General features: G+C 39.0%; 19 protein-coding genes. 9 read left to right on the forward strand and 10 right to left on the reverse strand.

Going from position 1 to position 12,796, the window contains the following annotated elements; genetic code table 11:
- Positions 1-3: 3 nt before the first annotated feature.
- Positions 4-1,308 (reverse strand): M20/M25/M40 family metallo-hydrolase, encoded by a 1,305-nt coding sequence (locus tag AAH582_RS00145; RefSeq protein ID WP_343320875.1) that lies wholly within the window; start codon positions 1,306-1,308, stop codon positions 4-6.
- A gap of 247 nt (positions 1,309-1,555) precedes the next feature.
- Between AAH582_RS00145 and AAH582_RS00150 the strand changes: the two genes are divergently transcribed.
- Positions 1,556-1,870 carry a rhodanese-like domain-containing protein gene (locus AAH582_RS00150; RefSeq protein WP_046672584.1) on the forward strand — a complete coding sequence of 105 codons (315 nt, stop codon included), beginning with the start codon at positions 1,556-1,558 and terminating at the stop codon, positions 1,868-1,870.
- Between the two features lie 302 nt (positions 1,871-2,172).
- Positions 2,173-2,403: a DUF6358 family protein gene (locus AAH582_RS00155; protein ID WP_343320876.1), complete on the forward strand. Its 231-nt coding sequence runs from the start codon at positions 2,173-2,175 to the stop codon at positions 2,401-2,403.
- 33 nt (positions 2,404-2,436) lie between these two features.
- Here AAH582_RS00155 and gcvT read toward each other — a convergent pair whose 3' ends face one another.
- The 6 genes from gcvT to AAH582_RS00185 form a co-directional block, all read right to left on the reverse strand.
- Positions 2,437-3,519 carry a glycine cleavage system aminomethyltransferase GcvT gene (gene gcvT / locus AAH582_RS00160; protein WP_070562585.1) on the reverse strand — a complete coding sequence of 361 codons (1,083 nt, stop codon included), beginning with the start codon at positions 3,517-3,519 and terminating at the stop codon, positions 2,437-2,439.
- Between the two features lie 80 nt (positions 3,520-3,599).
- Complete coding sequence (locus tag AAH582_RS00165; protein WP_286754194.1) at positions 3,600-4,418, reverse strand: DUF6929 family protein; 819 nt, start codon at positions 4,416-4,418, stop codon at positions 3,600-3,602.
- Entirely contained in the window at positions 4,412-5,104 is a 693-nt protein-coding gene (locus AAH582_RS00170) for a pseudouridine synthase (RefSeq protein ID WP_046672589.1), read from the reverse strand. Before AAH582_RS00170 ends, AAH582_RS00165 begins: the two co-directional genes overlap by 7 nt.
- 1 nt (position 5,105) lies before the next feature.
- Positions 5,106-5,474: a DUF4359 domain-containing protein gene (locus AAH582_RS00175; RefSeq protein WP_046672590.1), complete on the reverse strand. Its 369-nt coding sequence runs from the start codon at positions 5,472-5,474 to the stop codon at positions 5,106-5,108.
- 140 nt (positions 5,475-5,614) lie between these two features.
- Positions 5,615-6,112: a DUF4112 domain-containing protein gene (locus AAH582_RS00180; protein ID WP_046672591.1), complete on the reverse strand. Its 498-nt coding sequence runs from the start codon at positions 6,110-6,112 to the stop codon at positions 5,615-5,617.
- Between the two features lie 2 nt (positions 6,113-6,114).
- Entirely contained in the window at positions 6,115-6,831 is a 717-nt protein-coding gene (locus AAH582_RS00185) for an SIMPL domain-containing protein (RefSeq protein WP_046672592.1), read from the reverse strand.
- A 162-nt stretch (positions 6,832-6,993) separates the two neighbouring features.
- Between AAH582_RS00185 and AAH582_RS00190 the strand changes: the two genes are divergently transcribed.
- Positions 6,994-7,185 carry a cold-shock protein gene (locus tag AAH582_RS00190; RefSeq protein ID WP_046672593.1) on the forward strand — a complete coding sequence of 64 codons (192 nt, stop codon included), beginning with the start codon at positions 6,994-6,996 and terminating at the stop codon, positions 7,183-7,185.
- A gap of 178 nt (positions 7,186-7,363) precedes the next feature.
- Positions 7,364-7,558, forward strand: coding sequence for a quinol oxidase subunit 4 (locus AAH582_RS00195; RefSeq protein ID WP_343320877.1), 195 nt, complete (start codon positions 7,364-7,366; stop codon positions 7,556-7,558).
- Positions 7,559-7,697: 139 nt separating this feature from the next.
- Here the strand turns inward: AAH582_RS00195 and AAH582_RS00200 are convergent, their stop codons facing one another.
- The 3 genes from AAH582_RS00200 to AAH582_RS00210 all read right to left on the reverse strand — a co-directional run bounded on the left by AAH582_RS00200 (position 7,698) and on the right by AAH582_RS00210 (position 9,376).
- Entirely contained in the window at positions 7,698-8,186 is a 489-nt protein-coding gene (locus AAH582_RS00200) for a DUF805 domain-containing protein (RefSeq protein WP_343320878.1), read from the reverse strand.
- A 232-nt stretch (positions 8,187-8,418) separates the two neighbouring features.
- Positions 8,419-9,141: a DNA repair protein RecO gene (recO, locus tag AAH582_RS00205; RefSeq protein WP_046672595.1), complete on the reverse strand. Its 723-nt coding sequence runs from the start codon at positions 9,139-9,141 to the stop codon at positions 8,419-8,421.
- On the reverse strand, positions 9,125-9,376 hold the full coding sequence (locus tag AAH582_RS00210; protein WP_046672596.1) for a hypothetical protein: 252 nt from the start codon (positions 9,374-9,376) through the stop codon (positions 9,125-9,127). Before AAH582_RS00210 ends, recO begins: the two co-directional genes overlap by 17 nt.
- 217 nt (positions 9,377-9,593) lie before the next feature.
- On the opposite strand from AAH582_RS00210, the gene rpmB reads away from it, so the two are divergent.
- The 5 genes from rpmB (at position 9,594) to rimO (ending at position 12,756) form a co-directional block, all read left to right on the forward strand.
- Positions 9,594-9,827 (forward strand): 50S ribosomal protein L28, encoded by a 234-nt coding sequence (gene rpmB, locus AAH582_RS00215; RefSeq protein ID WP_046672597.1) that lies wholly within the window; start codon positions 9,594-9,596, stop codon positions 9,825-9,827.
- A 76-nt stretch (positions 9,828-9,903) separates the two neighbouring features.
- Positions 9,904-10,086: a 50S ribosomal protein L33 gene (rpmG, locus tag AAH582_RS00220; protein ID WP_002998409.1), complete on the forward strand. Its 183-nt coding sequence runs from the start codon at positions 9,904-9,906 to the stop codon at positions 10,084-10,086.
- A gap of 51 nt (positions 10,087-10,137) precedes the next feature.
- Positions 10,138-10,299, forward strand: coding sequence for a DUF4295 domain-containing protein (locus tag AAH582_RS00225; protein ID WP_070562566.1), 162 nt, complete (start codon positions 10,138-10,140; stop codon positions 10,297-10,299).
- A 138-nt stretch (positions 10,300-10,437) separates the two neighbouring features.
- Positions 10,438-11,400 carry a signal recognition particle-docking protein FtsY gene (gene ftsY, locus AAH582_RS00230; protein WP_046672598.1) on the forward strand — a complete coding sequence of 321 codons (963 nt, stop codon included), beginning with the start codon at positions 10,438-10,440 and terminating at the stop codon, positions 11,398-11,400.
- 18 nt (positions 11,401-11,418) lie between these two features.
- Positions 11,419-12,756, forward strand: a complete 1,338-nt coding sequence (gene rimO, locus AAH582_RS00235; protein WP_046672599.1) for a 30S ribosomal protein S12 methylthiotransferase RimO — start codon at positions 11,419-11,421, stop codon at positions 12,754-12,756.
- Positions 12,757-12,796: the final 40 nt, after the last annotated feature.

Raw genomic sequence — 12,796 nt, forward strand, 5'->3', positions numbered from 1 at the left:
CGCCTAATCTTTTAGTTTTTCGACCCGTGAAGGTGTTTGTTTGCCTGTTACAATTCCCGAGGTGCCTATGGCGATCGCTTCTATACTGGAAATGATATTCTGAACATTTAATGTAGACACTTCATCTTTTACGGTATGGTAATATTCATCCTTATCCATTTGGGATGTTGAAAATGAATGCGCAGGCACACCTTTGGCTGCCAATACCGCATTATCGCTTCGATAAAAGAGATTTTGTTTGGTATATGGATCAGGATAGAATCGGAAATTTGTGTTTTTTAAATTTTCCTGCATTAATTCACCAAGATTCGACTGATCGTATCCTGTAATATACACTGTATTGGGACCGAATTTGGAATCTTTTCCGATCATTTCCATATTGATCATGGCCACGACCTGATCGGCATCGATGTGGTTGGAAAAATATTTTGAGCCATACATGCCCAGTTCTTCTGCCGTAAAAGCGACGAAAATAAGGGTCCTTTCATTATTATTTTGTTTTTTGTAGTAATCTGCAAGGGTCAGCATTGCGGTCACGCCCGAGGCATCGTCATCTGCGCCATTGGCAATAGAATCTTGGCCTACTGCCGGAAGGATGCCAATATGATCGTAATGTCCCGAAAAGATAACGTATTCGTTCGGTTTACTTTTTCCGGGGATGATTCCGGCCACGTTAAATAAGGGGAAATTTTGAAGTTTCCGTTCAATATGAATTTGAAAAGTTTGGGGTTTCTCCGCTGTTAAAAGGTAGACAATTGATGGTTTTTGCCTGGTGGATTCCTCTATAAATTTAGGGGAGTTGAGCATCTGACCGAAACGGACAAAATAGCTTTCAAAGGAAGGATCTACCAATACAAGTGTATTTTCTTTGGCTAGAGAATGTTCTCTAAATACTTTCGCAAAATCATCGCCCGATTTTATTTCAACAATGTTATGGGTGTTTGTATTGTCCCACTGTAAATTCACGTGATTTCCAAGTGAAATAATATGGTCAGCTGGGATCAGCTGCTTATTGATGGTTGCGGATTTGCTTACGGGAGAGATTTTATCCAATTGGAATGTTTGCCTGTAATTTTGTTCTGCGTAGGGGCTGAGGCCTATTCTCTTCATTTCGGCAGCGATAAAATCTGCAGCTGGTTCGATGTCTTTTGTCAAAGCCGATCTCCCCCGCATATCGTCGGCGGCTAAGGTATGGAGTATGCGGCTCACATCTTGGCGTTCCTGCTCGGAAATAACTTGCTGTCCATAGCTTACTGCCGAGAGTGCAAGTAAAGATATAGACAGTATAATTTTAGGTATTGAATTCATATAAAGCTTAGTAAAGTCTGGGTGAAGATAAGGAAAATTCTACAAGCGAATTGTGCAGACAATAAACTTCCTAAAATGACCCATTTCAAATGATCCGATGACAGGCAAAACCCATCTAACATTTCTAATGCCGTTATTACACTAAAAAATGAGGCTATTCTTAGCAACATCGACTGATTTTGAGCATCCATGAAAGCGAACACTTTCGGAAAAAATGTAGTATATTTGACTATTAAATTGTTTGAAAATGAAAGAAGTATCTGTACAAGAATTAAAGAATAAAATCGATAACAACGAAGATTTTCAGTTGATAGACGTTCGTGAATCCTTTGAGTATGAAGTATCCAATTTAAATGGATTGAATATTCCACTTTCAGGTATACTGATCGAAGCTGATAAGATTGCGAAAGATAAACCTGTTATCGTACAATGCCGTTCTGGAAAACGTTCTGCACAGGCGATTATGTTATTGGAACAACAGGGTTTTGAAAATCTTGCAAATTTAAAAGGCGGAATTTTAGCTTGGAAAGAGGAAATCGATCCAGAGTTAGACGTTTATTAAGATGAAAAATTTGGAGCATCAGACTAAGCAAGCTTTCTTGTTTAGTCTTGCTTTTTATAGCGTAGCTATTTTAGCGCGATTATTTAACCTTGGTATATTCCCCATATTAGGTAGCCTTTCCATTCTATTGTCTCTCCTATGGGTAATATTGGTTCTACGGGAAATCATGCTTTCGAGGACAATTTCTAACACAGAAAGGATGCTGATGGCTTTGACAATTGTTTTATTAAACATTGTTGGTGGAGCATTCTATTTCTTTGGCGGATGGAGACAGCGGGTATTGGGATTAATAAAAAAGTGATATGTTAAAGTATTTTTTTCTAAATATAGTGTTGAGTTTGGCTATTGTATTTTTAGTTTACAGTGGTTTTGAAGGGTATAAGGCCGGCAACATGCTGGTAACGGGATTATCCATCGCCTTTCTGGTGGTTTTGATCTATCTCCGTGTTGTTTTAAGCAAGCGGGTTCGATCACTTATTCAGGAAAAAGAAAGCGGTAAACAACAACCTACTACAAAACAAAAGAAGAAGTAATAAAAAAAGCCTGCTTTAAGCAGGCTTTTTTTATTACTTCACAAATGGTGGTTTTGTTACTTTTGCTTTTATTTTTTGATTACGGATCAGAATGAAGATCTCGGTGCCGTCTTTTGAAAAGGCTGTGTCCACATAACCTAAACCGATTGATTTTTTCAATGTTGGTGATTGCGTACCTGAAGTCACACGTCCAATTACATTTCCATCAGCATCAACAATTTCGTAATCATGACGAGGAATGCCTCTGTCAATCATTTCGAAACCAACGAGCTTTTTCTTTAGACCAGCTTCTTTTTCCGCTTTAAGCGCCGCAGAATTCACAAAGTCTTTTGTAAACTTCGTTACCCAGCCTAAACCGCCTTCTAAAGGAGAAGTATTATCGTCGATGTCATTTCCGTATAGGCAGAAACCCATTTCTAGACGTAAAGTATCACGGGCACCTAAACCAATAGGTTTGATTCCATAAGCTTTACCGGCTTCGAAAATAGCATCCCATACTTTTTGGGCATCTTCATTGGCCACATAGATTTCAAAACCTCCAGCTCCCGTATATCCTGTTGCAGAAACCAACACATTCTCTACGCCCGCAAATGTACCTTTTGCAAAGGTATAGTATTCCATTGGAGCTAATTCGATGTCGGTAAGCGATTGAAGTGCATCTGCAGCCTTAGGACCTTGTACCGCGAATAAGGAGGTTTGATCAGAGATATTCTTCATCTCCACACCAGCTGTATTGTATTTGGAGATCCAGTTCCAGTCTTTCTCAATATTTGACGCATTCACAACCAAAAAATATGTCTTATCGTCTATACGGTATGTTAGGAAGTCATCAACTACACCGCCAGTTTCATTGGGGATATAAGCATATTGAACTTTGCCATCGTATAATTTTGACACATCATTGGAAGAGATTTTTTGAAGTAGATCCAGGGCTTTTTCCCCTTTTAGGATGAATTCACCCATGTGGCTTACATCAAAAACTCCTACACCTGTGCGAACTGTTTCGTGCTCATCATTGATGCCTGTGTATTGTACGGGCATGTTGAAGCCTGCAAAGGGAACCATTTTTGCTCCTAAAGCAATGTGCGTCTCCGAAAGGGCAGTATTTTTTAACATAAAAATTAAGTTTTAATCAGCTACAAATTTAATAAAATATACGTGATTCCTCACTGTGAATCCATTTTAGAACAATCGATTTAATTGCTTACCCGGAGCGAATAGATGGTCATATGATCATCTTCGCTATCGGTATCTTCACATAGTAGGAAAATTAGGCCATGGGCAGTTTCCTCTTTCAATGTGATTCCTTCAAATTTATGCTTTTCGGGAATTTCGAATGTCTCGGGTTTGCCGGAAAGATCGGAAGGTATTTTTCCAAGGAGGGAACCACTGATCTCTCCATCCAGATAAGTCGATTTTGCATTTTCGGCGGTAGCAATAAAATAGATTTCATTTCCAACCAGGGTCGCATCTGAGAAACCTGTCGATATGCCATTGAGCTTGGGTAGTTCAATCGGGATACAGCGGGATTGTTCGGCAGCAAGCGGATGATACTCTAAAATGGCATTTATGCCTTTAGGGCCATTTCCCCGGTTAAAAAATAAGATCTTATCTTTTAAATGAACTACGCCTTCAATATTGAAGTCTTCTTTGGAAATATTGAATTTTTCCATTAAGGAAGAATAGATGTTACTGTAGTCTTCCTGAAGGACTGTTTTGCCGTCCCAAATAAAACGAGTGTTTCTGTTTGGGGTAGAACCAGAACCATAGAGATAATAGCGGCTTCCATCGAAAGTGATCGATTCCAAATCCATTTTAGCTGCTTTAGCCCTATTTTCCATTGGATCAGACTGCCGTAGTGCCGTTTTTGACAACTTTTGGTCTGTGATACTATAGCTGTAGATATAATTGCTATTGTCAGAAACGATATGGATTTGCCTATCCTGATAGACAATACCAGAAGCTGCGGTAATACCGGATATGCTGATAAAGGCTTCGAGAATCAATTTTAACATATCGCGTTGAGGTTTAATATTTCCAATACCCGGATGAAATCGGGTTGTAGGGGCGCTTTGATATGAACGTCTTCGCCCGATAAAGGATGTTTAAAGGTCAGCTCCGAGGCATGCAATAGCATGGTATCCATTTGGTAGGCTTCTTTCCAGAACTTGTTTTGTTTATTGCATCCATGCGGGCGATCGCCGATAATGGGATGAAAGATATGCGCAAAATGGCGACGTAACTGATGCATACGACCTGTAATTGGGTTGGCTTCGACGAGACTGTATCGTGCTGTCGGAAATTTTCCGAAGGGAACGGCCAACTCGCCTTGAGCAAGTAAGCGAAAAGATGTTTGTGCTTCCTGAACGGTGCCATCGTCCCTTTTTAAGGGATAGTCAATCAGGCCTTCTGCTGGCGCGAAGCCCCTCAGAACAGCGAGGTATTTTTTGTTGATCTTACGCTCCTGAAAACTTTTTTGTAAGTATTGGTCCGTCTCCTTATTTAATGAAAATAACAGAATGCCTCCGGTCTTCCGGTCCAAACGATGTGCGGGATAAACGGTTTTTCCTAATTGGTCCCGAAGGAGCTGTAGGGCAAACGCTGAAGCATCGCGCGCAATAGCAGATCGGTGCACCAATAGTCCATGTGGTTTATTGATTGCAACGATGGATTCGTCTTGATAAAGTATTTCTAAAGGCATGTTAAATCTTTTTCAATGCAGCAATAATTTCGTCGGCCTTTTCATCAATTTTTGGGCTCAGCCAGATGTATTTAAAAGCTCCGCCACCGATAATCTGTTCTGTACCCTGCCATTTTATTTTGGTTAGCGAAAACAAATAGTAGTTGTCGACCACAACGGAACTTTGGATAAATTTATCGACGATGTCATTTCCGAAGAGCTGCATCCCCAATCCGAAAAACTCTTGATCTTTCGCATGAAGCTGGCTTTTCAATAGCTGTTCAGCTTTCGCGCGTACAACCTTTTCGTGTTCCTCTTTGCTTGGGTTAGTCAAAATTGCGGCCAGCATGATGACGATCAAAATCAGTGAAAATATTCTTTTTTTGCTCATTTTAAATTTGAGATTAAGTTCTGGATGTCATAACACGATGACTATCGCGATCAAAATTATTAAATAGATATTAGATATGGGCAACTGTTTTAAGAGAAATGCGAAGGATTCTGCCCTATAGGTGAAGCAAGGAGGTTTATTTAGAATCCGAGGGTATTCAATAGCGAGAATGCCCAAGAGAACAACGTCCAGATAAGATAAAATGTAACACCGATGAATAAGAAGAAGACCGTTAGAATACTGATGATTATACCGATACCCGAGCCTGAATGCTTGCCTTCGTAGTAATGTTGTCGTAATAATTTGATGTTCTTTTCATTGGCCTTGCTAAAAAAATCAAAAAAGTTTCCGAGGAAAGGAATGCTACCCAAAACAGCATCAATCGAGATATTGAGTAACATGCGTATGACTAATTTTGGACTGGCGCCGTTACGCCACATGGCTATGACAAGAACCAGAGAGGTTCCGAAGCCCGCTATCGCGCCACCTAAGGGGATGAGATTCAAGACTGGATCAAGTCCGAAGCGAAAGTTTCCAATCTTGAATTGATTATCCATTAACCAAGATATTCGGTCAATCCAACCGAAATCTTGGTCAATTTGTTTTAATTTATCTGCTGGAGTTTTTTCCCTATGCATGATTACAATAACTCAAATGAAGCGCTGATTTCACTCGTAACTTTCATCGGTCTGATATTTAAATCTAACCCACTGTCACCAGCGCTGTCTGCTGCTTCGGCCATAGCACCTTTATACATGGCATTACGCATCATCGGTTGTACGCCAAATATAATTTGTTGTGGTGTTTCAGATAATACGATCGCTTTACCAATTTTTTGGCCTGCGGCTTCTGCCAAAATTTGAGCATTGACTTTTGCATCCAATACCGCCTTGGTTTTTAAACTTTTTTCCAACTCCTTTTTCTTTGAATAATCATATTCGCTAATATAGGTGCTTTGGATACCGGCTTTGTCAACACCGTCTAATAGTTGGCCCAAATTGTTCAAGTTGGTTACCTTAATACGGTATTGTCTGGAGAGCAAGATATCGGTGTCTTTTTTCTTTTTATCCGGAACATTATAGCTCCAGATATTCTGGATGGTAAAATCTTCTTTTTTTACACCCGCTTTTGTCGCCGAATCGAACAGATCTTTTTCTAGCTTTTCTATTGCGGCCTTTTTCTTCGTGTTACCGTTCTCATAAAACTCTTTTAGGGTAACATCAATATAGATAATATCTGGTGTTACTTCTTCTTCTGCACGGCCTACCGTAGATACAAATTCTTTATTAACCATTTGTTGCGCGTTTACTTGGGTCATCAAACCTAAAAAGGCTAGTCCTAATAGTATTTTTTTCATATTTTTCGTCTTTAACTTTTTATAATAATACGATTGCCATTATCGCATTGCTACAAGATTGGAGCCAAAGTTTATGAAAAAGTTTAACGGATAAAAAAAATAAAAAGGTTAAGATTTTTGATTTTATTTCTCTACCTTTAGGGAAATTAATAATATAGTGCCATGCAAGAAGGTAAAGTAAAATTCTTTAATGAGACCAAAGGTTTCGGTTTCATCATCCCTAACTCAGGCGAGAGCGAAATTTTTGTTCACGTTTCTGGATTAGTAGACAAAGTTCGTGAGAATGACAATGTATCTTACGAAGTTGAACAAGGCCGTAAAGGTCTTAATGCGGTAAATGTAAGAGTTATCTAATTAGATTCAAGATATATTTATTGTGAAAAGGCCTATGCGAACAGCATGGGCTTTTTTATTTTATGGGAAATCTGAGCCCTTAGAAACAGGATATTCTACCACAGGGACTGTTTACTTTGCTTCAGTAAATAATTTGGACTGATAATTGCAATAGGGTATTTAAAAATAGTTAGTGAAGATGAAACGTATTCTAGTATTGGGGCTGTCTGTTGTTATTGCGCTATCCATGTCGGCCTGTTATTCTGCCCATCATCACCATGGTCATGGCCGTGGTCCGAAAAGAATGCCTCCTGGGCATGCTAAAAAATACTATGGTGAGCAGTCGGCACGTGATTTTGCTCCAGGACAACAAAAGAAAAAATACAGACATTAATTCTTTTATGCAATGGGAGATATCCGATTGCTGTCTATGTAAATTTGCTTTTCACTATAGAAAACTGGTTTAAGAGTGATAAAAAACAGCATAAAAAAAGCTTTCACAATTGTGAAAGCTTTTTTTATGCTGTTAGCATCTAAGCAAAAGGATCTTTATCAGGTGCTGGTGGCGTAGGATTTGATGGTTGTGAACTTCCAAATGGGTCCTGTGGCTGAGAAGAACCGAAGGGATCTTGGCTTTGCGTAAAAGGATGATTTGTTACGTTTTCCAGCGCTTTGGGATCTGGACCATATTGATTTGAAGCCTTGTCGCCTTCCAGTACCAATAAGTAAAGCAGGTAGATCCAACCAATAAATGGAATCAATGCAACTAATATAAACCAGCCTGATTTATTGGTGTCATGTAATCTTCGGACCGTAACGGCTATCCCGGGAATTAGTAAAGCTAAACTTACTAAACCTGAGACATACGTAAATAAGCTTGCAATTTGTCCAAGTATTGCAAATACTGCGCTAATGATGAGATTTGCAAGGAAAAACATCCAATATTCCTTGCGGCGAGCCCTTCCTTCAAAGTTGGCATAGTTGTCTCGAACAACCTTTAAAAAGTTTTCTTTAAGTTCCATATTTTAAGACTTTTTTAGGTGAAAATGATGTTAGTAAATCAAAATGTTATTTCAATTTTGTTACAATAAATGTACCAAGAATTTATCCGAGAGATCAATTATTATAAAAGGGTAAGTGTTTGGAAGAGCTATAGTTGCTGCGCTTGGGCAAAAGAATAGCCGCGTTCATCCGCCTGTTTTGGATCTAAAGGCAGCATAGGATTCGCTTTCAAAGGAGAAAGCTGTGCATAGCTTATCTAAAAATCTCTTCGAGTATATACAGCGATTTTATTTCTTTAAAATTTGTGCGGTGGAGACGATAGAAGTCGAGCACTTTTTCCAGCAGGAATTGCCGATCAGAAGCGGTCATTTTGATGCGGTCGCAGTTTGAATATTCGGATTCGATTAAATTTCTGAAAATTGACGTATGCGGTTCCTGCAATACAAGTGGATGTTCAGGAAGGCTATCGGAAAAGGTAGCTTCATGAAGATTAAAATAAGGGCGGGGCTGTTTTGATTCAGCGGGATAAAACCCGAGAAAGCGTGTTAGCTTGATTAAAAAAACAAGATGGAAATTGGCCAGATTTAAATGCGTTTCATCTAGCCAGCGGACAGACTGGTGGATGAACTCAAAAAGATAATGGTCATTTTCTTGTTCCTTCAGAATTTTATAGAGTATTTCATTCAGAAAAAGGGCAAGTGAGCTTTTAACAATGTCATAAGGTATTTCTTGCAAAACAGGGACTTGACGCGCTTCGGATATCCGTTGTAATGAACCATTATCTTTATGTGTAGCGACAATTTCCAGTAAATGTAAGGGTTGAAGAATATTGGCCTTGATCTTTGCTTTAGGCTTCCTTGCGCCCGTAATGAGATAGGATTGCATCCCAAACTGTTCCGTGTATATCTGCGCAACAAGGCTACTCTCCGAATAGTTGGTTGTTTTTAGGACAATACCCCTAGTTTTGATCAGCATCTCCTTCTTTCTCTTTTTTATGCGATTCTTCGCGCATCTCCATAATGGCATTTCGGTCTACTTTACGAATCATGCGATAGATCAAAGTCAGGACACCGATACTAAATACAATAACTCCGACAAGCATAGCAAGTTTATACCAGTTGGAGCGTTGTTCCATGAGGTAATATCCTAAGATTACAAGTACGACACCAATGATTATTTCCCTTAAGCCCTTGCGAAGATATTTGTTCATAAATGTGAATTGTTGAAAACTATTTTTCTTTACAGAGCAAATATAATACAATAAAATCCTTTATTTTTGCCCTTACCCTTCCTGTGTAGAACTATTTTTAAAAATAATTCCAATTATCTTGTTGCTTATCTAAAAAAAAATATAGATATTTGCAAACTCTTTGCAGAGAGTGCAAAGGATTAACATATTGTAATAAAGACAACAAAAAAATAATATCATGTCAAGAATTTGTGATTTAACAGGCAAAGCGGCGTTAACAGGAAATAACGTTTCTCACTCAAACGTTAAAACTAAACGTAAATTCTATCCAAATTTACAAACTAAACGTTTTTACATTCCAGAAGAAGATCGTTGGATTACATTGAAAGTATCTACTTCTGCTATCAAAACTATCAACAAGAACGGGATTACAGCGGCGATCAATAAATTTATCGTTAAAGGTTCAATCTAATTGATTGTTTCGCCTGTTAGATTAAGATTATTCATGAAATTTCAATCCTTAAGAGGATTCAAAATAAAGTAAAACAATGGCTAAAAAAGGAAATAGAGTACAGGTTATCTTAGAATGTACTGAACACAAAGAAAGTGGTCTTCCGGGAATGTCTCGTTACATCACTACTAAAAACAAAAAGAACACAACTGAGCGTTTGGAATTGAAAAAATTCAACCCAGTATTGAGAAAAGTTACTGTTCATAAAGAAATTAAGTAAGTCACACATCTTGGCATTTGAAAAAGAGGCTAAGTAAAATATTAATATACCATGGCAAAGAAAGCAGTTGCATCGTTACAAAAAGGTGGCGGTAAAGAATTTACAAAGGTTATTATTACTACTAAATCTGCAAAAACTGGCGCGTATACTTTCAAAGAAGGTATGGTTCACAACGATAAAGTGAAAGACGTCGTTGCTGCAGCTCAAAAATAACGAGTAGCATTTTCCTTTTTTAAAGTTTTTCTTTAAAAAGAATTCGATAAAAATAGCCGTTTTGGTATCCTACCGAAAGGGCTTTTTTTGTTGAGGACATTTGTTTATATTTGAACATCAATTTTCACTAAACACTCCATGGGATTATTTGATTTTTTTAAGAAAAAACCACAAACACAAGAAGAAGAACAGGCCTTAGATAAAGGTTTGGAAAAAACAAAAGAAGGCTTTCTTTCTAAGATTACAAAGGCTGTCGTTGGTAAGTCAACAGTAGATGACGATGTCCTGGATAATCTGGAAGAAGTTTTGGTTACTTCTGATGTTGGGGTTACGACCACCTTAAAAATCATTGATCGCATACAGGCCCGTGTTGCCCGAGATAAGTACGTTTCTACTTCTGAGCTCAACAATCTCCTGAAAGAAGAAATTCAAACGCTGCTGGCAGAAAACAATAGTGCTGATTTCGAGAACTTCAATTATGGCGATCATAAACCATACGTCATTATGGTTGTAGGTGTCAATGGGGTTGGCAAAACAACCACTATTGGCAAACTAGCCCATCAGCTGAAACAAGCTGGAAGCAAAGTTGTGTTGGGGGCAGCGGATACGTTTCGGGCGGCTGCTGTTGATCAACTTAAATTATGGGGTGAGCGTGTTGGCGTGCGTGTTGTCGCTCAGGCCATGGGCTCGGATCCTGCTTCAGTGGCTTATGATACCGTGAAATCGGCAGTAGCAAATGGCGAAGATGTGTGTATCATTGATACCGCAGGCCGTTTGCACAATAAGGTTGGCCTAATGAATGAGCTCACGAAGATCAAGAATGTTATGCAGAAGGTTGTTCCTGGGGCACCACATGAAATCTTGTTGGTCTTGGATGCATCGACAGGGCAAAACGCCATTGAACAATGCACGCAATTTACACAGGCAACTGATGTGAACGCCTTAGCATTGACTAAACTCGATGGAACGGCTAAAGGCGGGGTGGTTATTGGTATATCTGATCAATTTAAGATCCCGGTGAAATATATTGGTGTAGGAGAGAAAATTGGTGATCTTCAGTTGTTTAACAAAAAGGAATTTGTCGACTCCCTTTTCAAATAGAGTCTACCGTCTAATCATATGAAGACAAAATACGCGAAACCAGCTCCTTTGATTAATAAACCACGCGTCAATGTGGTAACATTGGGCTGTTCGAAAAATATTCACGATAGTGAAGTCCTGATGGGCCAGTTAAAGGGCAATCAGATGGAAGTCGTGCATGAAGCATCCAATATACAGGAGAATGATATTGTCGTAATCAATACCTGCGGTTTTATAGATAATGCCAAACAGGAATCAATTGATGCGATCTTACAATATTCGGATCTAAAAGATCAGGGTAAAATTAACAAAGTGATCGTTACAGGCTGTCTTTCTGAACGATATAAGCCGGAGTTACAGGCTGAAATCCCCAATGTTGATGCCTTTTTCGGTACAAATGATCTACCGGATCTGTTGTCAACCATTGGAGCTGATTATCGACACGAATTGTTGGGAGAGCGCTTATTGACAACGCCTTCGCATTTTTCTTATTTTAAGATTGCAGAAGGGTGTAACCGCCCTTGTTCTTTCTGTGCAATTCCCTTAATGCGTGGTAAACACGTTTCCAAATCCATTGACGATCTTGTCAAAGAGGCAAAATATTTAGCTTCTAATGGGACAAAAGAATTAATTTTAATCGCACAGGATCTCACTTATTACGGTCTCGATATCTACGGAAAACGCAATCTTTCTGATTTAATGCGTCATTTGTCGGACGTCGATGGAATCGAATGGATCCGGCTTCAATATGCATACCCTTCCGGCTTCCCAATGGATATTTTGGATGCAATGAACGAACGTTCGAATATCTGTAATTACTTGGATATGCCATTGCAGCATATTTCTGATCCAATGTTGAAGTCTATGCGCAGAGGTACAACGAAACAGAAACAGATCGATCTTGTCAACGCAATACGTGACAAGGTTCCAGATATCGCGTTGCGTACAACATTAATTTGTGGTTATCCAGGTGAAACTGAACAGGATTTTCAGGAGATGTTGGATTGGGTTGAAGAGACCCGTTTTGACAGGTTAGGGTGTTTTACCTATTCTCATGAAGAAAAGACGCACGCACATTCTTTGGAGGATAATGTGCCACAGGAAGTAAAAGAAGAACGAGTGGAAGCTATCATGGAAGTACAGCAAGGTATTTCGTACGATATCAATCAGTCCAAAGTCGGTAATACCTATAAAGTGCTGGTTGATCGGGTAGATGGCGATTACTTTATTGGCCGGACAGAATACGATTCTCCGGAGGTCGACAATGAGGTCTTGATTCCTGCTGCAGATACCTATGCACGAATTGGTGATTTTGTTCAGGTAAAAATCGACCGAGCTGAAGATTTCGATCTATATGGTGAGATTGTAAGGAAATAAGTTTAACAGCTTATCGCTAATACTATAAACAAACGGGCCT

Origin of the sequence: Sphingobacterium multivorum (genome assembly GCF_039511225.1) — a bacterium.
Taxonomy (GTDB): domain Bacteria; phylum Bacteroidota; class Bacteroidia; order Sphingobacteriales; family Sphingobacteriaceae; genus Sphingobacterium.